The following is a 22,905-nucleotide window of genomic DNA, read 5'->3' on the forward strand; positions in this document are numbered from 1 at the left end:
TCCTCGACCGGTATCTGAGCCACCTGCGTGAGCTCTCGGAGAAGCCGTGGTCGGTGTTCGTCGCGGCTGCGCAGGCTGTCGCTGTCGTCCCACCGGACCGCTACCCGTGTACGGACACCAAGATGCTGTGCGGCCCTGTGGGCCAAAAGCGCGGTGAGTAGATGGGTTCGAAGGACGCCGGCGCGGAAGGACGCGTGGTTGGGAGAGACGCCCAACCGTGTCCTGACACCCTCGGAGGAAGCCGTGATGAGTGCAGGATGCGTGAACCAGGGTTGGAGGACGGCCACGGCTTATCCCCCGCCCAACACGCCGCACCACAGGGGCACCGTGGCGACCGTCGGATGCGGGTGTGCGTGGCCGAACCTGCTGCCCTCTCCGAACTCCTCGCCGTGGTCGGCGCAGACCACCACCAATGGGCGTCGTGTGCTCAGCCGTGAGAACAGGTCGCCCAAGCGGGTGTCGGCCCACTCCAGGGCGCGCCTCTGCATGTCCAGGAGTACTCCGATGTCTTCAGCGGTCAGGAGGTCATCGTCGGAAGCGTCTTGCTGGAAGTCGTGCAGCTGGTAGAGGCGTCGAAGAAGGCCCCTGTTCCGTTCGGTGAGAGGGCTGAACGGGGTCGTGTAGGGGATGTGCGTGCTGGAGCAGTTGACGAACAGGAAGAACCGTGCGGCCTTCAGACACAGGTCCGCAAGCGTCCGGGTGTGGGCCAACGGGAGGTCTTTGCCGCGCTCGGCGACACGGGCCTCTGGAGTGGCCGGGGCGCGGGAGGCCCGTCCGAAGTAGTGGAACTCCGGGAACAACCTCGGCAGGCCGTTGGCCGGATCCGAGGAGTCGAAGAAGGTGACGCCCCCAGCGCCCACCACCCGGTAGCCCTTCCCGCTGTAGTGCGCCATCAGCGTGGGCCCGTCGAAGGGAACGGCGGCATGGCGATTCGAGGGTCGGGCGACGGCCGAACGCCAGATCGACTCCACGCTGTTTTCGCCGAGTGTGAGGGGCCCTGAGACCGGCCGGGGCAGGAAGCCGTTGAACAAGGCAGCGTGGGCGGGGAGCGTGTAGGTTCCCGGGCTCTCGGCCTTCAGTAGTGGGCCGAGTTTCACCAGATTCGGGGTGTGCGCGCTCGCCGCGACGTCGTAGCGACACGAGTCCAGGGTGACCAGAACGACGCTGCGCTCGGCAAGGTCGATGTTCGCCATCGGCTCACACCTCCAGGACCAGCGACGGGTCGCGGAAGCGATCCATCGGGGACAGCGCGAGCAGGCGCTCGGAAAGCAGCGGAAGCTCGGCCAGAGTCGCGATGGTTAGCTCCTCGACGGCATCGCGTTCGAGACGGCTGTCACGCGGTGCCAGTCGAACGCCCACGAACGACGGGTCCTCCAGGCGATCGCCGTTGCGCGACACGAGCACGACCTCGTTGGGCACACCGAGCTTGGCGTGGATTCGGTCCGCCAGACGTGCAGCGGCCAGCGTGTACAGCTTGCCGGTGTGGTGCATGGGGTTCTTCCCGGCCAGGGCCTCCACTCCCGCACCGCCGCTGGCGGAGATGACACCGTTGGCCTTGTTGCCGCGCCCGACAAGCCCGCAATCGCCCTTACCCAGCGAGGTCCCAAAGGGTGCCAGGTAGGCGTTACGGCCGTGGTCCTTGGTGTTGACGCTCAACCGGGTCAGCCACGGTTGCCGCCGGACAATCGGATGCTCGTTGATGAAGGCGTCGAGGCGGCCATACGCCTCGGCTACCAGGGCCGTGTACTCACGGTGCGAGCCGACCGCCTCGGGGTGCACCGGAAGGCAAACCGTCACCTCCAACACGCTCCCCGACCGGACCAGCATCACCTTGACGTCGGAACCGAGGCCGTCGAGCCCGTCCTTGAAGGAGGAACCGTTGACGTGGTTCTCTACGTCGACTGCCAGAACGTCCAAGGGATCGGCAGGGGCGTAGGCGCTACAGAAGGCCGTGTCGTTGGCCAGCGCGCCGCCACCCGGAACACGGCACTCGTCGCCAGCGGAGGGACGGTAGAACGAGGAGAGGTGGTCCGCGCCTACGCCAGCGGTGTTCTCCACGAAGCTGCGCACGGAACGGACGATGTCCTCACTACCGGTCGCCTCGGCCAGGACGTCCTCGACCACCGCCCGAAACATGCCCTCGATCGGGATAGACCGGTCACCCACTGAGCGCGTCACCTTGCCGAACAGGTACGCGCTGATGGGCTTGTGAACCGTGTAGTGGCCGAAAACGATCTCAGCCTCTGCGCCGACCAGGGCGACCTTGTCCACCCAGTGGTTCGGAACCGCTCCGAACCGGTCGAGTCCGTGAAGTGAGTAGCGGCGGGAGAACTCCTCCGCGATGAGGTCAGCGAGCGAGTCGGGGTGGCCGATGCCCTTGCGTTCGACCACGTTGAACCCGGAGTCCGTGCTGGGAACGAGGACTTCGTGGCAGGTTATGTGCATTGACTGTCTCCTCTTTGATCGAGTCCGTTAACGAGCTTCAAGGGAATTTCAGATAAGAGGGATGGCCGGGCCTTCTCTGCGGCCAGGCGGGGTGTTAGGAAGTTAAGGCCACGTTCTCCGCGTAACCCGGAAAGAAATTCCGGGGTGTTCAGGAAGGGCTCTGATGCCGCCGAGCTCCCCTCAGCTCAGCCCCGGCCAGCGGGTCGCCTGGCACCGGCTCCGACGCGGCCTTTCTCAAGAGGTGCTGGCGGGTCTGGTCGGGAGAACGGCCGACTGGCTGGGCAAGGTCGAGAACGACCGGGCGCCCTTGGACCGACTTTCGGTGATCAGCTCACTGGCCGAGGCCCTCGGCGTTCCCCTCATCGCTCTGATCGGAGACCACTCGCACCATGGGCACCATGAGGAAACGGACGTGCATGTCGCACAGATCCGGTCAGTCTTGATGGACTACCGCCAGATCAGCCCGGTTTTCCCGTTCGCCGACAACAACGGTGAGCAACCGGACCTGCGCTTTCTTCGAAACGAGGCGGAAACAGTCATGGGCGCCTACCAAGCATCCGACTACAGCCGGGTGTTTCGTGGGCTCCCCGACCTCCTCGCTCAGGCGCAGACCGCGGTGCGTGTCTACGAAGGTGAGCAGAGGCGGCGGGCCGGAGCTCTGCTCGCCCTGGCTTGTCAGGCGTGCGCGATGATCCTCACCAAGGTCGGAGAACCAGATTTGGCTTGGATCGCGACGGAGCGAGGAATGAAGGCGGCCTTCGACTACGGCGATCTGCCCCTGCAGGGTTCCCTGATGCGTTCGGGGGTGCACTCCCTCCACTCACGCGGACAACATGAGACGGCTGTCGCGCTGACAGGGGAAGCCGCTTCGTACCTGCGGCGGGAGCAGGGCAGTCGTCCCACCAATACGCGACTGTTATCCGTCTACGGCACCCTGTTGTTGCCGGGAGCCGTGGCCGCAGCGCGCAACGGGGATCGTGCCAGCGCGATGGAGTACCTGAAGGAAGCCGAACGCGTTGCTTCCCGGCTCGGGCGAGACGCCAACCATCTGTGGACGGCGTTCGGGCCGACCAACGTGCTCCTGCACAGAGCGACCGTTGCCGCCAGCCTCGGAGATCCGCGTGCTGTCCTCGAACTGGGAGTTGGTGTCGATACCGCGGCCCTGCCACGGGAGAGGCGGGTACGTCATCTCTTCGACGTGGCCGGAGCGTTCGCGGACGTCAACCAGATTCCGTCAGCCGTTGAGCGCATGCTCGAGGCGGAGAGACTGGCCGTCTCCCATGTCCACCGGCACGTGACGAGCCATCAGATCGTGGTACGCATGATGCGAACCAAGGCGGGGAGGCGGGATCGGAGGCTGGCGGATCTGGCGCACCGGATGGGGATGTTCTGACGCGAAGGCCGTTATTGTCGGAGCATGGTCTCTGATCCCACAGAATCCTTCTCCCGCCCCCGGGTCGCCGCAGGTGCCCTGTTCTTCAATCACCTCGGTCAGGTGATGATGGTAGTTCCCTCCTACAAGGACTACCTGGATATCCCCGGCGGCTACATCGAGCACGGTGAGACACCGACCCAGGCCGCAGTGCGCGAGGTGAAGGAGGAACTGGGGATCGCTCCACCCATCGGACGGCTATTGGTCGTGGACTGGGCACCCAACCCCTCCGAAGGAGACAAGCAGCTGTTCATCTTCGACGGGGGAGTGCTGGGTCAGGGGTGGCTGGACCAGATCACCCTCGCTCCGGCCGAGCTGACCGGATACGAGTTCCACGACGTAGCCACGATCGAGGCGGCAACGATCCTTCGTCTCGCGCGCAGGATCACCCATGGCGCACGCGCACGCCAGGAGGGCACAACGGTCTACCTGGAGAACGGCGAGCCCGTCTTGTAGACGCATACTCACAGGGGAGGTGGGGCGCGTTGACGAAGCACTCCGTTCTTCCTGAGTGAAGTGCGCATGCGAGGACCGATGAAAACCGGGCGGGCCACCGCAACCGCGGAACCGGCCCGGCCTCCCCCGGGCCCAGGGCTCCGATGTGCGGTCATCGAGGTGGTCACCTCTGCCGACGCACTGTCCAGCGGCAGGAGATCCCACCAGCGCACGTGCCTTGTCCAGCGAGGCTTCGTCCCTTGTCGCGGGTCTTGGACCGCCACATCAGGTTCAGCACCTCGTATGGAGCGCTGAGGCGCTGGGTCGGGAAAGTTCGTGCTGAGGTTCTGGCACGCTTGTACGACCTCAACCGAGACAGAACAGCGATCCGTTCCCTCTGGAGCGCCACTTCGACGCGCGCACGGCCCGCCTGCTCGACGCCCTCATCGAGGGGGCGGGGATCCACCGGGCGCTGGACCCCGAACCCGCGGACCGCGAACTCACCCGCGAGGCCGTCGCGAAGATCACCGCGCCCCGACCCCGCACGCCCTGACCCGCTCAGGCCCCGTGCCGCGACCGGACACACCCGACAGGAGTACCGATGGGCTCGATGATGCGGCGCCCGACGATCATGGACATCGCCAGAGCGGCGGGGGTCTCCAAAGGAGCGGTGTCCTACGCCCTCAACGGCCGCCCCGGTGTCTCCGCGCAGACCCGCGAGCGCATCCTGGCCACCGCCCGCGACTTCGGCTGGTCGCCCAGCGGCCCGGCGCGCGCCCTGTCCTCGGGCGGCAGGACGGCCACCATCGGACTGGTGACACGCCGGGCGGGCCGCCTCTGGGGCAGCCACTCCTCCTTCGCGCTCCTGGTCGAGGGGGTCCAGCACACACTCGCCTCCACCGGGATGGACATGATCGTGCACTCCGATCCCGACGGGGAGGGCTCTCCGCGCCGCCGTTGGGAGACCCGGGGCCGTGTCGACGGTGTGCTCCTGGCCGAGGAGCGCATGGGACGGCCCCCCGCGTCTTCGCCCGCCGTGCCCGCCCTGGTCCTCGGAGCCGCGATGGAGGGGAACGGCACGCTGTCACTGCCGGTCGACGACCACCCCACGATGAACGAGGTCATGCACTACCTCGTCGCCCTGGGGCACACGAGCCTGGCCCACGTCGCGGGGCCGGCCGACCTCGCCCACGCGCACGCGCGGGCCAAGGCCTTCGAGCAGACCGCGCGCGACCTCGGCCACCGGGCCGTGGTCGTGCACACCGACGGCAGCGGGGAGCACAGCGCGCGTGCCACCCGGCGCCTCCTGGCCCTGCCCGAGAGCCCGACGGCCCTGGTGTACGACAACGACGTGATGGCGGTGGGCGGGCTGGCGGTGGCCGAGGAGATGGGCGTCGCGGTCCCCTCCGAGCTGTCCATCGTGGCCTGGGACGACTCGCTCCTGTGCCGTCTGGTGAGGCCGGCCCTGACGGCGGTCCGCCGCGACATCGTCGGATACGGCCGTCGTGCGGCGGCCCTGCTCATCGGGGCCGTCGAGGGCGCACCGGTGGCCGAGGAGATGCTCCCCGGCGGAGAGCTGGTGCCCCGGGAGAGCAGCGGGCCCCTCCGCCTCCCCCGGTGAGGGCCCCGGCACAGCGACATCACGTCGCGAGGCGTCGTGCAGTCCGACCCGCACTCGCCGCGCGGTGCCCTCCGGCCACGGGAGCGGGGCCGCGGGGCACCGCCGCGGGCCTCAGGCGGGCACGGGGCGCACCAGGACGTCGTAGGTCTCCGTGACCCGCTCCAGGTCCGTCCCGAGTCCGCGCGCCCACGCGTCCAACTCCTCCTGGGCCGCCCGTCCGTCCCGGTCGTCGTCGACCAGCACCTCGAGCTCCAGGAACACCCCGGCTCCCCGCACGTCGTCGAGGCACACCGCGATCGGACCGGACCGGCCCGTCCGACGGCTCTTGACGATCCGCACGCTCGGCACGTAGCCCAGCGCGGTCAGGACACCGTGCATCCCGTCCCGGTCGGCGACGGCCGTCTCGTGCTCCACGCACTCCATCGCGTTCGCCAGCGGGGTCTTGGCCGTCACGATGTGCACGCCGTCCTCGGTGCGCAGGCGGGCGAAGGTGAAGCCGCGCTTGCCCTGCCCCGGATCCCAGCCGGGGGGCGCGTAGGCCGTGTCGTCCTGGTGTACCGGCTCCCCCATGGTCACCCCGGCCTCCCGGAGCGCGGTCAGGACCGCCTCCGGGTCGTGCACCCGGTACTTCGCCTCGATCTCCCGCATCCTCGGCCTCTCCTCGCAGCGCTGTCGGGGCGAGCGTAGTGAAGGCTCACGACGGCGTCCGGGGTTCGGCCCGTCCAGCGCCGGAATGCGAACACACGTCCCTTTCGGGGCGTCCCCGGAACTGCTGCTCAGGATGTCTTTCCCGTCGACCGGAAGTCCCCGAGGATTCCCGGGACCCTCTCTCCTGGGTTCTCGATCAGCGAGCGGCGGGTTCGCCGCTCAGGGGTCCTCGTACCCGGGCCCGCCGCTCGCCTCGTTCCGGCGCTCCTCGCCGCAGCCCGGGCGCGAGGTCCGCCCCGGACACGCCGGGGAGCTCAGCCCTTCAGACCGTAGAAGTGCACCGGGGAGTTCGGCCGGAAGCCGATGCGGGGGTACACGGGCGCCCCCGCCTCGGTCGCGTGCAGGGTCGCGCGGGTCAGGCCGGTGGCCCGCCCGCCCTCGTGCAGCGCCTTGCGCGTGACCGCCTCGCCGTAGCCCCTGCGCTGCCAGTCCGGGTGCGTGGCGACGAGCGCCACGAACAGGCGGCCCTCCGCCTCCACCGTCGCGGCGCACGTCACGGGGACGCCGTCGCGCAGGCCGAGGTAGGCGTACACCCCCTGTTTCCACAGCGCGGACCCGAGGAGCCCGTCGCGGCCGTCCTCCAGCGGGAACCCGTACGCGCGCGAGTTGAGGTCCGCGTACTCCCGGAGCCGCTCCTCGGTGGTCACGCGCACGAAGACCAGGTCGGGGTGGGACGGCTCGGCGACGGGAAGGAGGTCCCCGGCCATGCCGGTGCCGGAGAAGGCGAACTCCAGGCCGGCCCTCTCCGCGGTCGCCCGCACCCCCTCCCGCGCGTCCTCGCCGAGGAGGTCCTCGAACAGCCACAGGAACCCCGGACGGGCCTTGGAGCGCATGATCTCCGCCGCCCCGGTCAGACGCTCCTCGACGAGCGCCGCGTCCGCGCCGACGTCGGTCAGCGTGACGCAGTTCCAGAACGCGAACCGGCAGTCGGCCCAGCGGACGGCGATGCCGGGCAGGTCCCGGACGTCGGCGTCCGCGTCGCGGTCGAGCACCATGGTGCGCCAGGCCGCGGCGAGCTGCCGCATCGATTCGATCGACTCCGTGCGATCAGTCATCGGAACCCTTCGAGCGGTGGGGAGGGGGGAGCCCGTCCGGCCGGGCGTGGGGCGCCGCCCCGGCCCGTGGCCGCGTGCGTGCTCCGGCTCCACGATCCCCGACCGTCCCCCGGTTACCGGCCGGTTCGTCCGATCTGTGACCTGGAGGCGGGCACGGATCGGTATCGGAACGGATGAGCGCGAGTGTGGAGGGGAAAGGAGACCGGGGGACGACCGTGGCCCGTCCCCTCCTCCGAAAGCTCCTCGTCCCACGGAAACGACGACTACTGAGCCCCGTTTCCCGCACAGGGGCGGAACACGGTCCGGCCGGGCCCTGCGTCGGCCCCGCACCCCGTCCACCGGGCGCCGGAGTCCGGCCGCGCACGGAGGGGGTTCCTGGCCAGGTCCCGTGTCGAGGCACGCCGAACGCACGTGGCCGACGGGGTGATGGCCGCGAAAACCCTTGTGTGGCAGGGTTTCCCCGACGGCGAAGAAGATGCGCGAACGAGAAGGACGACCGTGTCCCCGGATCGTCCGCCGAGCCGGAAGGCACTCCCATGACGAACACCCCCCGCGTCCCCCTGGACACGACCGTCCCCCACTCCGCACGGGTGATGAACTACTGGCTGGGCGGCAAGGACCACTACCCGGTGGACCGCGCCCTCGGGGAGCAGGTCGAACAGGCCTCTCCCGAGATCGTCGAGCTCATGCGCGCCGACCGCCGGTTCCTCGCCCGCGCGGTCGCCCACCTGGCCCGGGAGGAGGGCGTCCGGCAGTTCCTGGACATCGGCTCCGGCCTGCCCACCGCGAACAACACCCACGAGGTCGCCCAGGCCATCGCCCCCGGGGCCAGGATCGTCTACGCCGACAACGACCCCCTGGTGCTCGCGCACGCCCGTGCGCTGCTGACCAGCACCGAGGAGGGAGCCACCGCCTACCTCGACGCCGACCTGCTCGACCCGGAGGCGCTGCTGGCCCGGGCACGCGAGCACCTGGACTTCACCCGGCCGATCGGACTGGTCCTCATGGGCGTGCTCGGCCACTTCCCCGCCGACGGGCGGACCTACGCCGTGGCCCGCGCCTACGTGAACGCCCTGCCGGCGGGCAGCTTCCTCGCCCTGTGCGACAGCACCGACACCAGCCGGCAGATCGTGGAGGCGGCCAGGGCCTGGAACGAGAACGCCGCCCAGCCCATCCACCTGCGCACCCCGGAGCAGATCGGCGCCTTCTTCGAGGGCCTGGAGCTGCTGGAGCCCGGCGTGGTCTCCGTCCCGTTCTGGCGGCCCGGGACGACCGGGGCGGGCGCTGCCGGGGAGATCGCGCAGTACGGCGGCGTCGCCCGCAAGCCCTGAGCCCGGGCACGGTCCCCCGCCCCCGCGCGTCCGGGCTCCCCGCTCGGACGCGCCCCTCCCCCGACGCACGACCGCGGTGCCCCGGTGTACCGCCAGCACGCGTTCGTCGTCCCTCCGACCGTGTCCACCGCCGCGGCGACGGCACCGTCCCGGCCGTCGCGTTCCAGCAGCGCGTGCCGGCTCGGGCCCCGAGTGGTCCGGGCCGCCTCAGGCGGGCAACCGCTCGCGAACCCCGTCCAGTTCCACGAGTTCCCGGCGGAGCCGAGCGGCGTCCTCCTCCGCCTGGCGCGCCTTGTTCCGCCATCCCCGGGTGGACCGGTACTTCTTCCTCATCCTGTCCGACGGCGGGGGGTGCAGCATCTTGTGGGAGTCGGCGGCGATCATCACCAGGGCGTAACCGAGCAGGAAGAAGACCGACCAGAGCAACGCCGTCAGCGCCATTCCCGTGACCGCGTCCACCGCCCGGTCGTCGCTGAAGTAGAGCGGGAGGGCGAACAGGCACGCCGCACCCGCCGCGATCAGGCGGGCCCACGTGTGCTGCGTGTTCCGGCGCCTGAGCGCCAGTGCGAACGCCTCCCGCCGTTCGATCCTCTCGCTCAGCTTCCGGTGCCGGGAGTCGAGTCGGGCGAGGAGTTCGCGGAGCACACGGACCACCAGCCCGTGGCACGCCCACACCGGCTGCGGGGTCCCGGTCGGCGGCTCGGTCGGCAGGTACCGCCGCAGCGACGGGTCCAGGGCGTCGCGGTCCCGCCCGACCGCGCGCCGCCACTCGTCCGGGGCCAGGACGGCCCGGAGGAACAGGCCGCCGTCCGCCCTACGGTCGAACGCCGTCCGGGACCGGGGCTCGGCCGGGGACAGCACTGCGGCGTAGCGCTCGCTCTCCCGGAGGTAGAGGGCCAGCGCGGACCGCGCCGCCCTGATCATGCGCCGGTACTCGTCACACCCCTGCCCGGGGCGGCACGGGTGGCCGGGTTCCCGGCAGTCGCACCCGGCCGCCGCCTCGGCCGCGTTCAGGGGCAGGTCGACGTCGTCGTCCAGCGGGTCCGCCCGTCCGGCGGCCGTCGCCCGCGCTCCGGACAGTCCCACGTCGGTCCCCCGGTACCTCGGCGGCAGGTCCGGTCGGACCCGGGCGACGAACCGCAGGACCGCCAGCTCGACGTCCACCGGCTGTCGGCGGAGCAGGTCCGGGTCGATCCCGGTGTCCCCCGGGTGCTCCGCGATCCACGCGGCCAGGTCGGCCCGTTCGTCCGGGTCCCCGAACAGCTCGCACGCGGCGTCCGTGTCCGCGTGGAAGGCCTCGGCCAAGCCGCCGAGCGAGCGGTACCACCCGCCGGCGAACCCGTACGGGCGTCCGGGCCGCACCCCGGGGCCCGGAAGCTCCTCCGTCAGCTTCAGGGTCTCCCGCAGTGTCGGGACGCCGCGGATGTCCTCCGTCGGCAGCGTCCCGGCCGCCCCGGTCGCCGCGGTCCTGCCCGAGACCAGCGCGGTCTCGACGTCCGTGTCGTCCGCGCCGAGTCCCAGCAGGGAGTTGAGCACCTGGTGGGCGGTCGGTCGCCGGTCGGGCTCGCTGTCCAGGCACCGGACGACGAGTCCGCGCAGTTCCTCCGGGACTGCCGAGCAGTCGGGGTCGCCCGTCAGGATCCTCGTGATCACGGCGACCGGGGTGCGCCCCTCGAACGCGTGCCGCCCGCTCGCCGCGTAGACCATCACCGCGCCCCACGAGAAGACGTCCACCGCGGGGGTCAGGTACGGGGCGTCGTTCAGCCGTTCGGGCGCCATGTAGCGCAGGGTCCCGACCTTGGCCGTGGCCTGGAAGGCCGTGTTCTCGAAGGAGCGCGCTATCCCGAAGTCGATGACCCTGGGGCCGTCCGGCGCCATCATGATGTTGTCCGGTTTGAAGTCCCGGTGGGCGACGCCGGCCCGGTGGATCGCCGTCAGCGCGGTGGCCGTGGACACGGCCAGGCGGTGCAGGTCCGCGCCGCGGCGCGGGCCCCGCGCCCCGATCTCCTGCGTGAGCGTGCGGCCCTCGATGAACTCACTGGCGATCCAGGGCCGCTCGGCGTGCGGGTCGGCGTCCAGGACGCGCGCCACGCAGAACGGGCTGACCCTGCGTGCCGCCGCCACCTCGTGGGCGAACGTCTCCCTCAGCCCCGGGTCCGCGCCCGCGCCGGCGTGGAGGAGCTTCACCGCCGCGGGGCCGCCGCCGGGGGCCTGGGCCCGGTAGACGACGCCGAAGCCGCCCCGGCCGATCTCCTCCAGGAGCCGGTATCCGCCGATCTCGCCGGTCTCCGCGTCCATGACCCACCACGCCCTGTCGCCCGTCCCCTCGCGGGGCCCGGGATCCGCTCCTCAGACGTGTATAGCGCCGCGGCGATCCGTGCGGAAGGGCCGATTCCTCCTCCCGGCCGCGACCGCGTTCTCGACCAGCGGTGATCAGGCGGGCGCGGAGAAATCCGCGCCGGCCCTCGCCTTTCACGTGTGCCGTACGCACGTTCCTGTCCGAGTGCGGGGCCTTCCGAGTCCGGCTCGACAGCCGACGGCGCCGGGCACGATCGGTGCCGGCAACGAGAAAACCTCGACGAGAACCGGACATCTCCCTGCCTGCGTCATCCGCTGTCGGGAAGGCGGCGGGTGTTGCCGGAACCACGTGTGGGAAAGGCTCCCATGTCTCCGGCACCGGACGTTCCACCGTAGGGTGTGCGCACCCCCGGCGCTTTCGGCGCCACCGTCCCCTGGAGGGCATCGTGCGCAGACTCGCGCCGTGGACCGCACTCACCCTCGTGCTCGCCCTCATCATCCTCGCAGTCGGCGCCAGGTACCTGCTCGTACCGGCGAACCGGCCTTTCGAGTACGGCGACGGGATCAGGCTGCAGCTCCTGAGCATCTCCCACGAGGACGTCGGCGGAGAGGAAAGGGTCACGTGGGAGGTGAGCCTCCTCAACGGGACGGACGAGCCCCTGGACCTGAACCTCGCCTCGACGTGCCGCTACGCCGCGTCACCACGCGAGTCGGGCCCCTCCGCCCTGGCCGAGAGAGGTGGCGAGAGGGTCTCTCTCCCGGCACACCTGGCCACGGGTGTCACGGACTCCTGCCCCTCACCGGAGTCGGGCCGGTGGTGGGCCTACACCCTCACCCTGGAGGACAGCACGGGCGAGCACAGCTCCCGCACCGTCACCTTCATGGGCAGGGCCCACTGAAACCGCTGAGCAGGGCCTGGCACGTCGTGGGGCCTCGTGCGAGCGGGGCCCCACCGGGGTTTTCTCACGTCGTATGGGTGGAGCCGTTGCAGGTGGAGCAGGAGGAGGGCGCGGCCGCGGTGATCCCGGTGACGCACCAGGGCTCGGGCCGGATGCCCCGGGGCGGGCCACACCGCCGGTCGCAGGCGAATCACCACACCGGGGGACGGGGCGGGAGAACCCCGGTGAGCAGCCCGTCACCCACCTTGCGCCCCTTCCTCGGCGTAGGGCGTGAAGAGCGCGTCGCGTTCCGTCCCCGACCCGTCGAGCAGCTCACCGCGCACCTCACCCCGGACGAGTCCCAGGAGGAGGTCGGTGGCGGGCAGGTCGTGCCTCTCCCACACGTCGCCGTCGCGGTCCGAGACCCGGATCGGGTACGCCTCGGCCGCCGTCCCGGGTGAGACCTGCCAGTAGAGCGTGACCCCCGTGCCGGTCGAGGCCCAGGGCAGCAGCCTGGAACCGGGGCGGAGGTCGTCGGGCGGCCCCACGACCCCGTCCTCGAACAGGTCCTGGAGCTGTTCGAACTCCAATCCCGACCGTTCGAGATCGACGTGCCGGAGACCGGGGCCGGGCGCCGGAACGTAGAGCCTCACGAAACCGAGCCACAGTCCGCCGCCCCCGGCGTCGAGAAGCTCGCGGTAGTCCTGCGGCACGGGCGCCCCGAGCCGGAGCCTGACCTGTCCCCAGTCGAACGGGGCGGCCGGCGGTGCGGGACGTGCCGTGTCGATCAGCTGCTGAGCACTGCTTGTCATGCGGGTGCATTCCTCGGGGTCGCCGGCCCGGGTCCGATCTGGCCGACCCGGGTCCTGTCCGCGGTCCGGTCGAAATCCGGTGTTTCCCTGACACCGGCCTCACCGGGCTCGTTCTCGAGCGTGGCGTCGTGGTCGACCGCGCGTACCTGTTCGGATCAGGTGGTCGGGTCGTGCGCGAACCCGCCGTCGAACTGCTCCACCACGCCGACCACGCCACCCTCCCCCAAGCCCACCGCCACACGCAACGCGATGCCCCCGCCCCTCGAAGCTCCTACGGGCATGACTCTGCCGGAACACTGCCCGGCAACACCGCTTCTCCACCGTGCGCACGGCCGACCTCGTCGTCGTCATGGACGGGGCGCGGGTGATCGAGCAGGGCACCCATGCGGAGCTCATGGAGCTCGGCGGACGCTATGCCGAGCTGTACGGGATCCAGGCCCGCGCCTACCGCGTCGAGGGGTGATCGCTACGGCCCCCTCCACGAACGAGCTACTCCCCCGCCGCCTCAGGCGCTCCGATGACCACGGCGCCGCGGTGGCCGCCCCGCTCCACCGCCGCCATCGCGTCGAGCGCGGCGTCGGGCACGGGCAGCAGGTGGGCGTCGACCCAGGTGTCGCCCGTGGTGTCGTTGGTCCACGGGTCCTCGATCACGACGGCGCCGGGTACGGCGCCGTGGCAGAGGACCCAGTGCGGCACGTCGAAGCCCAGCATCACGGCCAGGGAGAGCAGGAGCAGGACGCGGTCGCCCCGGTCGATCGCGCCGCGGAGCTCGGGCAGGGTGAGGCGGTGCGGGTCGATCGGGACCCCGGCCCGGGCCGCGTCCGTCCGCGACGCCTGCTGGAGGAGGGCGCGCCACTCCTGTTCGGCCTCGGTGTAGGAGTCGAGGAGGACGGACCGGTCCGTGTCGAGGAAGACGGTGACGGGCGAGGCCGGCCAGGTCCGGCGCACGGCGACGCCCAGTCCGACGGGTTCGCAGGCGGGGAAGTTGGTGGCGCCGCGCCACAGCGTGAGCTCCGCCGTGCGGTCGAGGGAGTCGCGGGGCGCCGCCCCCGCCTGGACCTGGGCGAGCAAGGCGACGACGGCGCCGCAGGTGAAGTTCGTGGACTGGCGGTGGTACGGAGGCTCCGCCGTCCCGTCACCGCCCCCGTCCAGCCAGCGCACGTAGCCCGCGGGCGGGCGGGCGGCGCCGTCCGCCGTCCCGCGCGGGGCCTCCATCGGGGTGAAGCCGAGGGCGGCGGCGTCGGCGGAGTCGGCCGTCCATCCCTCCCACTTGACCTGCACGAGCCCTTGGTCGCGGGCGTGGGCGAGGACCGCCTCCACGGCGGCGGGGACGTCGCCGACGGCGTCGACGATCTTGGTGTAGGCGGTCTGCGGGCGCGCGGTCACCAGCGCGGCGCCGGCCCAGCCCTCTCCTGCGGCGTCGGGGACGGCCACGATCCGGGGCGCGTGGTTCGAGCGGTCGACCGCTTCCCAGCGCTCCAGGACCGGGCCGGGCGCGATCCGCTCCAGCTGCGCGAGCCGGGCCGCGGGGTCGAACGGGAGGACGGCGCCGCGGGCGGGCGCGTCGGGGCGGCTGGATGGCATCGGGGTCTCCTCGTGGGGTGCGGGCTGCGGGGGCTCAGATGTGGGAGCGGCGCAGCAGCCAGATGAGGTAGGGGGCTCCGACCAGGGCGATCATGAGCCCGGCCGGCATCTGGGAGGGGGCGATGAGCGTGCGGCCGAGGGTGTCGGCGACGCAGACCAGCAGTCCTCCCAGCACGATCGCGACGGGGATGCTGCGCCCGTGCCGGGCGCCGACCAGTGCGCGGGCCAGGTGGGGCGCCACCAGCCCGACGAAGCCGACGACCCCGACCGCGACCACGCTGACGGCCGCGAGGAGCGCGGCGACGCTGAGCAGCGCCAGCCGCGTCCGCCCCACCCGCATGCCGAGGATGCGGGGGGTGTCCTCGTCGACGGCGATCAGGTCGAGGTGGCGGGCCAGGCCGATGACCAGCGGCGCCGCGACCAGGAGCACCACGGCGACCGGTACGACGTCGGGGAAGGTGCGCCCGTACGTCGTCCCGGAGAGCCACGTGAAGATGCGCGGGGTCTGCCAGGGGTCGGCGCGCAGGAGGAGGAACGTGGTGAGGGCGCTGAGGCTGTAGCCGAGCCCGATGCCGATGAGGACGAACCGGTCCGGGCGCAGTGCGCCCCTCCAGGCCAGGGCGGCGATCACGGCGAAGGTGGCCAGGCCGGTGAGGATCGCCATGGTGACGAGGGAGGGCAGGCCGCTGCCCGCGGCGGAGGTCACGACGATGACCGCGCCCAGGCCCGCGCCGGCGGTGATGCCGAGCAGGCCAGGTTCCGCGAGGGGGTTGCGCACGGTGCTCTGGACGAGGCTGCCCGCCAGGGCGAGCGCCGCTCCGGCGAGGACGGCGGCGGCCACGCGGGGGACCCGTTCGTCGAGGGCGCGGCCGATGAGGTCGGGGGCGGTTCCCTGGAGCCAGAGGGCGATGTCGCCGGTGCGCAGCCACAGGCTGCCGGCGAGCACGCCGACGAGGACGGCCGCGACGAGCAGGACCGCCGCGGTGAGGAGGACGCCGAGGAAGCGTCGGCGGGTGCGCGTCCCGGTCCGTGCGCCGGGCGGCCGGCGGACGGGGCCCGCGTCGCGCAGGCGCAGGGCGAGGACGACGATGAGGAGGCCGCCGAGCACGGCCGTGGGCACGCCCGTGGGGATGGAGGCGGCGCCCTCGGCGCCGAGCACGGCGCGCAGGGAGGCGTCGGCGAACAGGACCAGGAGTGCGCCGAGGAGGCCGGAGACGGTGACGAGGAGGAGGTGGCGGCGCAGGGAGGGGATCCGTCCGGCGATCAGGCGCGCGAGCACGGGGGCGCCCAGGCCGATGAAGGCGATCGGTCCGGCCAGCGTGACGGAGACCCCGGTGAGGAGCACGGCGCAGAGCACCGCGATGGTCCGGGTCGAGCGCAGGGGCACGCCGAGCGACGCGGCGGTGTCGTCGCCCAGGCCGAGCACGTCCAGCCGCCGGCTCAGCAGCAGCGCGACGGCCAGCACCGCGACGATGACCGGCATGGCGCGCAGGGACGCGTCGATGTTGAGCTGGACGAGGGAGCCGTTCCCCCAGGCGTAGAGGCCGGTGGTGTTCTCCTTGAACAGGATGAGCATCATGGCGGTGGCCGCGTCCAGGGCCATCGCCATGGCCGAGCCGGCCAGGATGAGCCGCGTCGTGGCCGTTCCGGCGGCGTGGCCGGCGAGTCCCAGGACGAGGGCGGCGGCGAGCAGGCCGCCGGTGAAGGCGACCAGGCCGGAGGCCCACAGCGGGACGGCGAGGCCGAAGGCGGCGACGGCGGTGAGCGCGAAGTAGGAACCGGCCGTGACGGCGAGGGTGTCGGGTGAGGCGAGCGCGTTGCGTGTGACCGACTGCAGCAGTGCTCCGGCGGCGCCGAGGGCGAAGCCCACGGCCACGCCGGCGAACAGGCGCGGGAGGCGCGAGCCGGTGAGCACGTGGCCGACCGGCACCCCGTCGACGTCCTCGCGCTCGCCGAGCGCGTAGCGCGCCAGGTCCCACCAGCCCACGCCGGAGGTGCCCTGGGTGAGGTGCCACAGGCCGACGGCGAGGATCGCGGCGGTGAGGGTCGCGGCGACCGCCGCCCCGGCGGTGCCGCCGCGCATGCCGACGCGCGGCAGCGGGGACCGCCGGGGCGGGGCCTGGAGTGTTCCGCTCATCCCTGGGTGAGCGCGTCGACGAAGCCGTCGATCGCCTGCTCCGTCGAGCGCGGGCCGCCGGCGCCCCAGATCCGCGGGGGGAAGGCGTGCGCGCGCTCCTCCTCGACGGCGGGGAGGGAGGTCCAGATGGGGTTCTTCTCCAGCTCCTCGACGTAGCCGCCGACGCCTTCGTCGTTGGCGTAGAAGAGGTTGGCCTCGCCCACGGCGGTGAGGCCCTCGACGTCGGTCTGCGCGAGGCCGTAGGAGGGGTTGACGCCGCCGTCGCCGTAGGCCTCGTTGATCTCGTCCGTCCAGACGGGGGTCATGCCGAGCTCTTCGCCGAGCGCGGTGAACAGCGCGCCCTCGCCGTAGGGGCGGATGGTGAGGTTGCCGCCCTGGAGCCATCCGTCGAAGTAGAGGAAGTCCGTGGTGGGCAGGTCGAGGGCGGCCACCTGCTCCTTGGCGTCGGCGAGGTGGTCGTCGAACCTCTGGAGCTCCTGCTCGGCGCGCTCGGTGCGGCCGGTGGCCTCGCCGATCATCCCGAAGACCTCGCGCATGTTCCCGATGGGGTCGGCCGGGTCGGCGCCCAGGGTGGCGAGGACGGGCACGCCGCGCTCCTCGAGCTGGGCGATGATCTCGTCGTCGGCGCTGAAGGCCTCCACGACGACCAGGTCGGGGTTCTGCGCGTAGAGGGTGTCGAGGTCGGGTTCCTCGCGGCTGCCGATGTCGGTGACGCCCTCGGGCAGTTCCTCGGCGCTCACCCAGGTGCTGTAGCCCTCGGTGTCGGAGACGGCCACGGGGGTGACGCACAGGGTGAGGGCGTCCTCGACCTGCTGCCATTCCAGGACGGCGATGCGTTCGGCGGGCTTGTCGAGCTCGACCTGCCGGCCGACGCCGTCGGTGAGGGAGACCGGGTCGGTGGAGGTGGCCGTGGTGTCGTCGGCGCAGCTCTCGGAGGCGGGTGCGGCGACGGCCTCGGGTTCGGCCTCCTCGACGCTGGTGGTGCCGCATGCTGTTGCGGCGAGGACGGCGGCGGCGGAGGCCGCGGCCGCGAGGTGGCGGAGACGGGTCATCGGTGGTTCTCTCTGCTCTGTTCCTGTGTGCTCGGGTGGTCCGAGGCGGTGGTGCGGGCGCGGGCCGTGTGCCGGCCCACGGGGTCGATGCGGAGCCGACCGGTCCGGGGGTCCTGGACGACCTCGACCCGGATGCCGTAGACCTCGCTGAGGTTCGGGGTGGTGAGGACCTCGGCCGGGTCGCCCGCGGCGCGGACGCGGCCGGCGCTCAGCAGGAGCAGCGTGTCGGCGATGCGGGCCGCGTGGTCGAGGTCGTGCAGGACGACGCCGACGGCGACGCCGTGGTCCTCGGCGAGGTCGCGGATCAGGTCGAGGGTCTCGATCTGGTAGCGCAGGTCGAGGTGGTTGGTGGGCTCGTCGAGCAGGACGACGCCGGTGTTCTGGGCCAGGCAGGCGGCGAGCCAGACGCGCTGCATCTCCCCGCCGGAGAGCTCTCCGGCGGCCCGGTCGGCCATGTCCCGCACGCCGGTGGCGCTCATGGCGTGGTCGATCGCGCGGCGGTCCTCGGCGGAGAGGCCGGCGAAGCCGCGCCGGTAGGGGTGGCGTCCGAAGGCGACGACCTCTCTGACCGCCAGTCCCTCGGGGGTGGGGCGGGACTGGGAGAAGAGGGTGACCTCCCTGGCGAAGCGGCGTGCGCTGAGCAGGGACACCGGGCGCTCGGGCTGCCCGTCGCGGCCGCCGAGGGTGACGTGGCCGTCGTCGACGCGGTGGAGTCGGGCGAGCGAGCGCAGGAGCGTCGACTTGCCGCTGCCGTTGGGTCCGACCAGGGCGGTCACGCGGCCTGCCTCCAGGGTGAGGGAGGCTCCGTGGACGACCGTGGACCTGCCGTAGCTCAGGACCAGCTGTTCCCCGCTCAGGGCGTGTGCGCGCGTCACGGCGCTGTGCGCGTCGCGCGCGCCGGGTTCCCGGCGGCCGCGGTGGAGGAGGGCCGCGGCAGGGCTCGGGCGGCGCCGGGGGCGGTGTGCGCGGGCCCCGTGAGCAGCGGTTTCGGCCGTGCGCACGCGAGCCCGCCCGAGGAGGAGATTAGGTTAGCCTTCACTCACTCAGGATAGGTACGGCTGCTCCGAGGCTGCAATCAGGACTTCCGGACTCCGGATACGGAATTCCGGTCAGCGGTCGCGCGGGGCGTGTCGAAGTACGTCCCCGGGGTGGTGCCCATCACACGCCGGAAGGCGTCGATGAACGTGCTGGTCTGGGCGTACCCGAGGCGCTCGGAGGCGTCCTGCACCTCGCACCCCTCGCTGAGCAGCGTGAGCGCCCGGTGGATGCGCAGTGACTGTCGCCACTGCGCGAACGACAGCCCGGTGGCGGTGCGGAAGGCGCGGCTGATCGTGCGGGGGCTGACCCCCAGGTCGCGCGCCCACTCCTCCAGGGAGCGGTCGTCGGCGGGATCGCGCAGCAGGGCCTCGGCGATCACGTCGGCCCGGGGGTCGCCCGGCAGCTGCAGGGCGGGTTGGGGGCGCGAGGGCTCCAGCACGTCGAACACGACCGCCTCGGCCCGTGCCCGCGCCCCGGCGTCGATGTCGGTGCGGGCCAGGTGCAGGAGCAGGGACTCCAGCACCGGGGTCATCGCGATGGCCGTCGGGCCCTCGAAGGCGACCGGTGTGCGGTCCGGGGCGAAGAAGGCGGTGTGGAGTTCGGCCCTGGCCGTCAGCCGGCCGGCGTGCACCTCCCCCGTGGGCACCCACAGCCCGCACCCCTCGGAGACGGTGAACACGCGGTCGCCGACACGGGCGGTCACGGCCCCGCAGCGCACCCACACGAGCTCGTGCGCGGGGTGGGCGTGCGGCTCCCACTCCGCGGGGGCGCCCGGGACGTGCGACTCCGCGATGATGACGAAGGGCGCGTCAGCGCCCCCCGGGAGCGGGGCGGCCTGCTTCACCAGGGTGCTCGGCTCACGCCGCCAGGCCCCCAGGCCCGCGCCCTCACCGGGGGGCGGGGGCGACCCGGAGGGCGGACGGCGTCCGGACGGGTCCGCCCCGGTCGCGCTCACGGGCGGCACGCCCCGCCGCCCGCCGGAAGCACCCGCCGGGCGGCACGGCGCCGAGGGGTCGCGGTGCCGATCGCGGGGCGCTTCCCCGGCGGGATCGCCCGGAGAGCACCGTGGCGGGCGCGGCGGCGCGACCGCTCCCGGTGGGCACGGGCGGTGCGCCCCGGGAACGGAGAGATGGACGGCATGTCCCTATTGTCGCAGGCGGCGCCGGGTACGGCGTTCGGGGTGGCGCAGCGGCACGTCGATGTCCCGCGCGGTCCGCGGGGGCGGCGCACGCGTGCCGCGGGCCCCCGCGGCCCCGCGGCAGGCCCTCGGGGACTCTCCCCTCGCCCCCTTCTCCGTCGGCGGCCCGGCGGACCGGTCCCGGCTGCCCGCCGGTCCCGTGCGGCGCCTCTCGCGCCGGCGGTGGGACCGGTCGCGCGCCCCCTCCCCTGAGGGGCCGCGACGGTGAGGCGCGCCTCTACCCCTGGAGTTCCTTCAGACCCCGGCCGATGCGGATGCAGGCCAGCACGCCCGCCACCGCTCCGACCGCGACGAGGACGAGCGCCGCCCGCGCGACGGCGTCGGCCTCCCCCGCGACCGCGGCCTTGAGCATGGTCACCGCCCAGTAGCCGGGGGAGGCGGGCGCGACGGCCTGAGCCCAGGCGGGCATCATCGCGATCGGGGTCAGAGCTCCGCCCAACGCGCTCACCGTCAGCGCACCGACGTCGCAGACGGCCGCGAGCTCTCCGTGGCTGCGCACCACGCCGGCCAGGGCCACGCCGATGGCCAGCAGGGCGAAGGACCACACGCAGACCGCCGACAGGATCAGCGCGAAGGAGCCGGCGACGGGCATGTCCACGACCTGGGCCCCGAAGACGATGAGGATCGTCTGTTGCACGACCAGCAGCACGAAGACGGGCAGCGCCTTGCCGATGAGCATCTCCACGACCGAGACCGGGGTGACCCGCATCCGGTTCCAGGTGCGCCATGTGCGTTCGGTCAGCAAGGCGGTGCCCACGACGGACAGGGAGAGCACGGAGAACATCACCAGCATGCCGATGACCGCTTGGGCCTCACCGCCCCGGGGAAGCGCGGCCCTGTAGAGCGGGCTGAAGACGAGCATGAGCACCATCGGCATGACCAGGTAGCTGATCAGGTGGCCTGGGTCGCGCAACCGGAGTGTGGTGTTGTGGCCGACCAACAGGGCCAGGCGGCGGGGAAGGTCAGTGCGCACGGACCACCGCCCGGTAGAGATCGTCGAGGGTGGGCCGGCTCAGGTCCACCGAACGCACGGGCTTGGTGGCCTCGACCAGCATCGTGGCCAGGGTGGCGGCGGGATCGGTCGTGGGGACGCGCATCTCCTCGTCGTCGAAGGTGAGGCGGACCTCTCCGGGGAGTCCGTGGAGCAGCTCACCGGCCTCGCCCCTGGCGATGACCCGCCCGTGGCGGGCGACGGCGATGCTGGCCCCCAGGTCGGTGAGCTCGGGAAGGTAATGGGTGGTGTAGACGACCGCCGCCCCGGTCCGGGCGTGGTCGCGTACGACCTCCAACAGGGACTGGCGGGTCTCGGGATCCACACCCGCGGTGGGTTCGTCCAGGAGGAGGAGCGCGGGCCTGTGGACCATGGCGGCGGCGGCCTGGACCCGGCGCTGCTGGCCGCCGGAGAGGACCCCGACCCTGCGGTCGAGGAAGTCGGTGATCCGGAGGGCCTCGGCGATCTCGGTGACGGCCCGGCCGAGCTCACGCCGGCGCAACCCCTGCAGTCCCCCGAACAGCCGCAGGGTCTCACGGGGGGTGACCGTCGGGTACAGCGCGATGTGCTGGGGTGCGAGCCCGAGGAGGCGGCGTGCGGCGCCGGGGGCCTTTCCGTCGACGAGGACCCGCCCGCCGTCGGGGCGCAGAAGCCCGGAGACGATGTTGGCGAAGGTGGTCTTACCGGCCCCGTTGTGCCCGACGAGTCCGACGATCTCACCCGGCCGGGCGGCCAGGGTGAAATCGTCCAGAGCGTTGACCGGCCCGTACCCCTTCACCAGACCTAATGCCTCCAACATGCCACGACCACCCATTCTGTTCGGTGTATAGAAACATTGTCTATGGCGTAAAGTATGGCCATGGGAAAGATAAATCAAGAAAGACGGGAAGAGATCCTCTCCGCCGCTCTGCGCATCGCCGAGAACGGAGGTCTCGCAGCCATGTCGATGCGTGCGATCGGGGCCGAGGTCGGCTTGACGCCGATGGCCCTGTACGGGTACTTCGCGAGCAAGGACGAGTTGTTGGACTGGCTGGTCGGCCGAGTCCTGCAAGAGGTGCCCCTGCCCGATCCGGAGGCGGACTGGCGCGAGCGGCTGCTCGCGTGCGCCCGTGGGGCCAGAGCCGCGGCGCACCGGTACCCGCGAACGTTCTCGGTGCTCCTGAACAGGCCCGTGGTGCTACCGGAGGCGATGCGCGTGGTGGATCCCCTGTACGGCGCCCTCATGGACGCGGGGATCCCCCACGAGCGGGTGGCGGGCTGGGAGCGGATGTTCAGCACGTTCGTGCTGGGCTTCGCCGTCTCGGAGGTGAGCGGCCGCTTCGGGGAGGGGAACCTCGGGACCCGGGAGCGGCGTGAGCGCCTGGGCCCCCGGGAGCTGCCGGCGCACCACCGCCTGGGAGAGGTGCTGGACCTGCCGGTCGACTGGGACGCGGAGTTCGAGGAGGGACTGACGAGACTGGTGGCGATGGTCGAGGCGGAGGGCACGGGGCCCGCATGAGGCACCGGGCGACCGCCGGGACGGGCGGCCGGGGCCGCGCGCTGTCGGCCCGGCTGCGCCGAAGCCGGCGGGCCGGCTCCTCCCGGTGGAGGAGAGTCGGCGGACACCCGTCCGACCGTGTCCGCCCTCACACGGGCCGACACCGGGGCCTGCGGTAATGTGGACAGTCGTCGTCGCGCCGGCGGACACGGGCCCCGGGGTCTTCCCCTCGTCCCCTCCCGCCCGTGCCCGTCGGCGACCCGGCGGGACCGTTCTCGGCTCCCCGCCGGCCCCGTGCAGCACCTCTTGCGCCGGCAGTGAGACCGGGCGTCGTTCCCGGCGGCCTCCGCGCGCAGCCACGGGCCTTCAGATGCCGGCCGCGGCGTGTCCCGGCCGGTGCTTCCATTCGAGGG

Annotated in this window: 21 protein-coding genes; 7 read left to right on the plus strand and 14 right to left on the minus strand. The window is 72.3% G+C overall.

The annotated features are described in order from the left end of the window. Nucleotides 1-290 precede the first annotated feature (290 nt). Together OUQ99_RS18735 and OUQ99_RS18740 are read right to left on the minus strand one after the other, a co-directional pair. Nucleotides 291-1,193 (minus strand): sulfatase-like hydrolase/transferase, encoded by a 903-nt coding sequence (locus tag OUQ99_RS18735; RefSeq protein ID WP_267945071.1) that lies wholly within the window; start codon nt 1,191-1,193, stop codon nt 291-293. Between the two features lie 4 nt (nt 1,194-1,197). Next, nucleotides 1,198-2,445, minus strand: coding sequence for a methionine adenosyltransferase (locus OUQ99_RS18740; RefSeq protein ID WP_267945072.1), 1,248 nt, complete (start codon nt 2,443-2,445; stop codon nt 1,198-1,200). Nucleotides 2,446-2,608: 163 nt separating this feature from the next. Here OUQ99_RS18740 and OUQ99_RS18745 point away from each other — a divergent pair, with 163 nt between their 5' ends. The 3 genes from OUQ99_RS18745 to OUQ99_RS18755 all read left to right on the plus strand — a co-directional run bounded on the left by OUQ99_RS18745 (nt 2,609) and on the right by OUQ99_RS18755 (nt 5,933). Continuing rightward, the gene (locus tag OUQ99_RS18745) at nt 2,609-3,838 is read left to right on the plus strand and encodes a helix-turn-helix domain-containing protein (protein ID WP_267945073.1); all 1,230 of its coding nucleotides are present in this window, start codon (nt 2,609-2,611) and stop codon (nt 3,836-3,838) included. Nucleotides 3,839-3,862: 24 nt separating this feature from the next. Beyond that, nucleotides 3,863-4,333, plus strand: a complete 471-nt coding sequence (locus tag OUQ99_RS18750) for an NUDIX domain-containing protein (RefSeq protein WP_267945074.1) — start codon at nt 3,863-3,865, stop codon at nt 4,331-4,333. Between the two features lie 580 nt (nt 4,334-4,913). Continuing rightward, the gene (locus OUQ99_RS18755; RefSeq protein WP_267945075.1) at nt 4,914-5,933 is read left to right on the plus strand and encodes a LacI family DNA-binding transcriptional regulator; all 1,020 of its coding nucleotides are present in this window, start codon (nt 4,914-4,916) and stop codon (nt 5,931-5,933) included. A gap of 111 nt (nt 5,934-6,044) precedes the next feature. Here the strand turns inward: OUQ99_RS18755 and OUQ99_RS18760 are convergent, their stop codons facing one another. Further along, nucleotides 6,045-6,581 carry a class IV adenylate cyclase gene (locus tag OUQ99_RS18760; RefSeq protein WP_267945076.1) on the minus strand — a complete coding sequence of 179 codons (537 nt, stop codon included), beginning with the start codon at nt 6,579-6,581 and terminating at the stop codon, nt 6,045-6,047. 314 nt (nt 6,582-6,895) lie between these two features. After that, nucleotides 6,896-7,696: a GNAT family N-acetyltransferase gene (locus OUQ99_RS18765; RefSeq protein ID WP_267945077.1), complete on the minus strand. Its 801-nt coding sequence runs from the start codon at nt 7,694-7,696 to the stop codon at nt 6,896-6,898. 536 nt (nt 7,697-8,232) lie between these two features. Between OUQ99_RS18765 and OUQ99_RS18770 the strand changes: the two genes are divergently transcribed. After that, complete coding sequence (locus OUQ99_RS18770; RefSeq protein ID WP_267945078.1) at nt 8,233-9,027, plus strand: SAM-dependent methyltransferase; 795 nt, start codon at nt 8,233-8,235, stop codon at nt 9,025-9,027. Between the two features lie 207 nt (nt 9,028-9,234). On the opposite strand, the gene OUQ99_RS18775 is transcribed toward OUQ99_RS18770, so the two are convergent. After that, nucleotides 9,235-11,325 (minus strand): serine/threonine-protein kinase, encoded by a 2,091-nt coding sequence (locus OUQ99_RS18775; protein WP_267945079.1) that lies wholly within the window; start codon nt 11,323-11,325, stop codon nt 9,235-9,237. Nucleotides 11,326-11,771: 446 nt separating this feature from the next. On the opposite strand from OUQ99_RS18775, the gene OUQ99_RS18780 reads away from it, so the two are divergent. Then, nucleotides 11,772-12,224 (plus strand): hypothetical protein, encoded by a 453-nt coding sequence (locus tag OUQ99_RS18780; RefSeq protein WP_267945080.1) that lies wholly within the window; start codon nt 11,772-11,774, stop codon nt 12,222-12,224. Between the two features lie 236 nt (nt 12,225-12,460). Here the strand turns inward: OUQ99_RS18780 and OUQ99_RS18785 are convergent, their stop codons facing one another. Then, the gene (locus tag OUQ99_RS18785; protein WP_267945081.1) at nt 12,461-13,015 is read right to left on the minus strand and encodes a hypothetical protein; all 555 of its coding nucleotides are present in this window, start codon (nt 13,013-13,015) and stop codon (nt 12,461-12,463) included. Nucleotides 13,016-13,170: 155 nt separating this feature from the next. Next, nucleotides 13,171-13,296: a hypothetical protein gene (locus OUQ99_RS18790; protein ID WP_267945082.1), complete on the minus strand. Its 126-nt coding sequence runs from the start codon at nt 13,294-13,296 to the stop codon at nt 13,171-13,173. A gap of 41 nt (nt 13,297-13,337) precedes the next feature. On the opposite strand from OUQ99_RS18790, the gene OUQ99_RS18795 reads away from it, so the two are divergent. After that, entirely contained in the window at nt 13,338-13,478 is a 141-nt protein-coding gene (locus OUQ99_RS18795; RefSeq protein WP_267945083.1) for a hypothetical protein, read from the plus strand. 26 nt (nt 13,479-13,504) lie between these two features. On the opposite strand, the gene OUQ99_RS18800 is transcribed toward OUQ99_RS18795, so the two are convergent. The 7 genes from OUQ99_RS18800 to OUQ99_RS18830 all read right to left on the minus strand — a co-directional run bounded on the left by OUQ99_RS18800 (nt 13,505) and on the right by OUQ99_RS18830 (nt 21,829). Further along, nucleotides 13,505-14,599, minus strand: coding sequence for a peptidase C39 family protein (locus tag OUQ99_RS18800; protein WP_267945084.1), 1,095 nt, complete (start codon nt 14,597-14,599; stop codon nt 13,505-13,507). Between the two features lie 34 nt (nt 14,600-14,633). Further along, on the minus strand, nt 14,634-16,736 hold the full coding sequence (locus OUQ99_RS18805; RefSeq protein WP_267945085.1) for an iron ABC transporter permease: 2,103 nt from the start codon (nt 16,734-16,736) through the stop codon (nt 14,634-14,636). Beyond that, nucleotides 16,733-17,788 carry an iron-siderophore ABC transporter substrate-binding protein gene (locus tag OUQ99_RS18810; RefSeq protein ID WP_267945086.1) on the minus strand — a complete coding sequence of 352 codons (1,056 nt, stop codon included), beginning with the start codon at nt 17,786-17,788 and terminating at the stop codon, nt 16,733-16,735. The genes OUQ99_RS18805 and OUQ99_RS18810 overlap by 4 nt, the downstream gene beginning before the upstream one ends. After that, complete coding sequence (locus OUQ99_RS18815) at nt 17,785-18,663, minus strand: ABC transporter ATP-binding protein (RefSeq protein WP_267945087.1); 879 nt, start codon at nt 18,661-18,663, stop codon at nt 17,785-17,787. The genes OUQ99_RS18810 and OUQ99_RS18815 overlap by 4 nt, the downstream gene beginning before the upstream one ends. A gap of 200 nt (nt 18,664-18,863) precedes the next feature. Further along, the gene (locus OUQ99_RS18820) at nt 18,864-19,781 is read right to left on the minus strand and encodes a helix-turn-helix domain-containing protein (RefSeq protein ID WP_267945088.1); all 918 of its coding nucleotides are present in this window, start codon (nt 19,779-19,781) and stop codon (nt 18,864-18,866) included. A 460-nt stretch (nt 19,782-20,241) separates the two neighbouring features. Then, nucleotides 20,242-20,997 carry an ABC transporter permease gene (locus OUQ99_RS18825; RefSeq protein ID WP_267945089.1) on the minus strand — a complete coding sequence of 252 codons (756 nt, stop codon included), beginning with the start codon at nt 20,995-20,997 and terminating at the stop codon, nt 20,242-20,244. Further along, nucleotides 20,987-21,829 (minus strand): ABC transporter ATP-binding protein, encoded by an 843-nt coding sequence (locus tag OUQ99_RS18830; protein ID WP_267945090.1) that lies wholly within the window; start codon nt 21,827-21,829, stop codon nt 20,987-20,989. The genes OUQ99_RS18825 and OUQ99_RS18830 overlap by 11 nt, the downstream gene beginning before the upstream one ends. Nucleotides 21,830-21,868: 39 nt before the next feature. Between OUQ99_RS18830 and OUQ99_RS18835 the strand changes: the two genes are divergently transcribed. After that, entirely contained in the window at nt 21,869-22,513 is a 645-nt protein-coding gene (locus OUQ99_RS18835) for a TetR/AcrR family transcriptional regulator (protein WP_267945091.1), read from the plus strand. Nucleotides 22,514-22,905 lie beyond the last annotated feature (392 nt).

The organism is Streptomonospora nanhaiensis, assembly GCF_026642255.1.
Taxonomy (GTDB): Bacteria; Actinomycetota; Actinomycetes; order Streptosporangiales; family Streptosporangiaceae; genus Nocardiopsis; species Nocardiopsis tropica.

Excerpts from the sequence above, each read along its gene's own strand:
- OUQ99_RS18735 (WP_267945071.1), bottom strand. The coding sequence starts at position 1,193 with ATGGCGAACATCGACCTTGCCGAGCGCAGCGTCGTTCTGGTCACCCTG.
- OUQ99_RS18740 (WP_267945072.1), bottom strand. The coding sequence starts at position 2,445 with ATGCACATAACCTGCCACGAAGTCCTCGTTCCCAGCACGGACTCCGGG.
- OUQ99_RS18745 (WP_267945073.1), top strand. The coding sequence starts at position 2,609 with ATGCCGCCGAGCTCCCCTCAGCTCAGCCCCGGCCAGCGGGTCGCCTGG.
- OUQ99_RS18750 (WP_267945074.1), top strand. The coding sequence starts at position 3,863 with ATGGTCTCTGATCCCACAGAATCCTTCTCCCGCCCCCGGGTCGCCGCA.
- OUQ99_RS18755 (WP_267945075.1), top strand. The coding sequence starts at position 4,914 with ATGGGCTCGATGATGCGGCGCCCGACGATCATGGACATCGCCAGAGCG.
- OUQ99_RS18760 (WP_267945076.1), bottom strand. The coding sequence starts at position 6,581 with ATGCGGGAGATCGAGGCGAAGTACCGGGTGCACGACCCGGAGGCGGTC.
- OUQ99_RS18765 (WP_267945077.1), bottom strand. The coding sequence starts at position 7,696 with ATGACTGATCGCACGGAGTCGATCGAATCGATGCGGCAGCTCGCCGCG.
- OUQ99_RS18770 (WP_267945078.1), top strand. The coding sequence starts at position 8,233 with ATGACGAACACCCCCCGCGTCCCCCTGGACACGACCGTCCCCCACTCC.
- OUQ99_RS18775 (WP_267945079.1), bottom strand. The coding sequence starts at position 11,325 with ATGGACGCGGAGACCGGCGAGATCGGCGGATACCGGCTCCTGGAGGAG.
- OUQ99_RS18785 (WP_267945081.1), bottom strand. The coding sequence starts at position 13,015 with ATGACAAGCAGTGCTCAGCAGCTGATCGACACGGCACGTCCCGCACCG.
- OUQ99_RS18790 (WP_267945082.1), bottom strand. The coding sequence starts at position 13,296 with ATGCCCGTAGGAGCTTCGAGGGGCGGGGGCATCGCGTTGCGTGTGGCG.
- OUQ99_RS18800 (WP_267945084.1), bottom strand. The coding sequence starts at position 14,599 with ATGCCATCCAGCCGCCCCGACGCGCCCGCCCGCGGCGCCGTCCTCCCG.
- OUQ99_RS18805 (WP_267945085.1), bottom strand. The coding sequence starts at position 16,736 with ATGAGCGGAACACTCCAGGCCCCGCCCCGGCGGTCCCCGCTGCCGCGC.
- OUQ99_RS18810 (WP_267945086.1), bottom strand. The coding sequence starts at position 17,788 with ATGACCCGTCTCCGCCACCTCGCGGCCGCGGCCTCCGCCGCCGCCGTC.
- OUQ99_RS18830 (WP_267945090.1), bottom strand. The coding sequence starts at position 21,829 with ATGGGTGGTCGTGGCATGTTGGAGGCATTAGGTCTGGTGAAGGGGTAC.
- OUQ99_RS18835 (WP_267945091.1), top strand. The coding sequence starts at position 21,869 with ATGGCCATGGGAAAGATAAATCAAGAAAGACGGGAAGAGATCCTCTCC.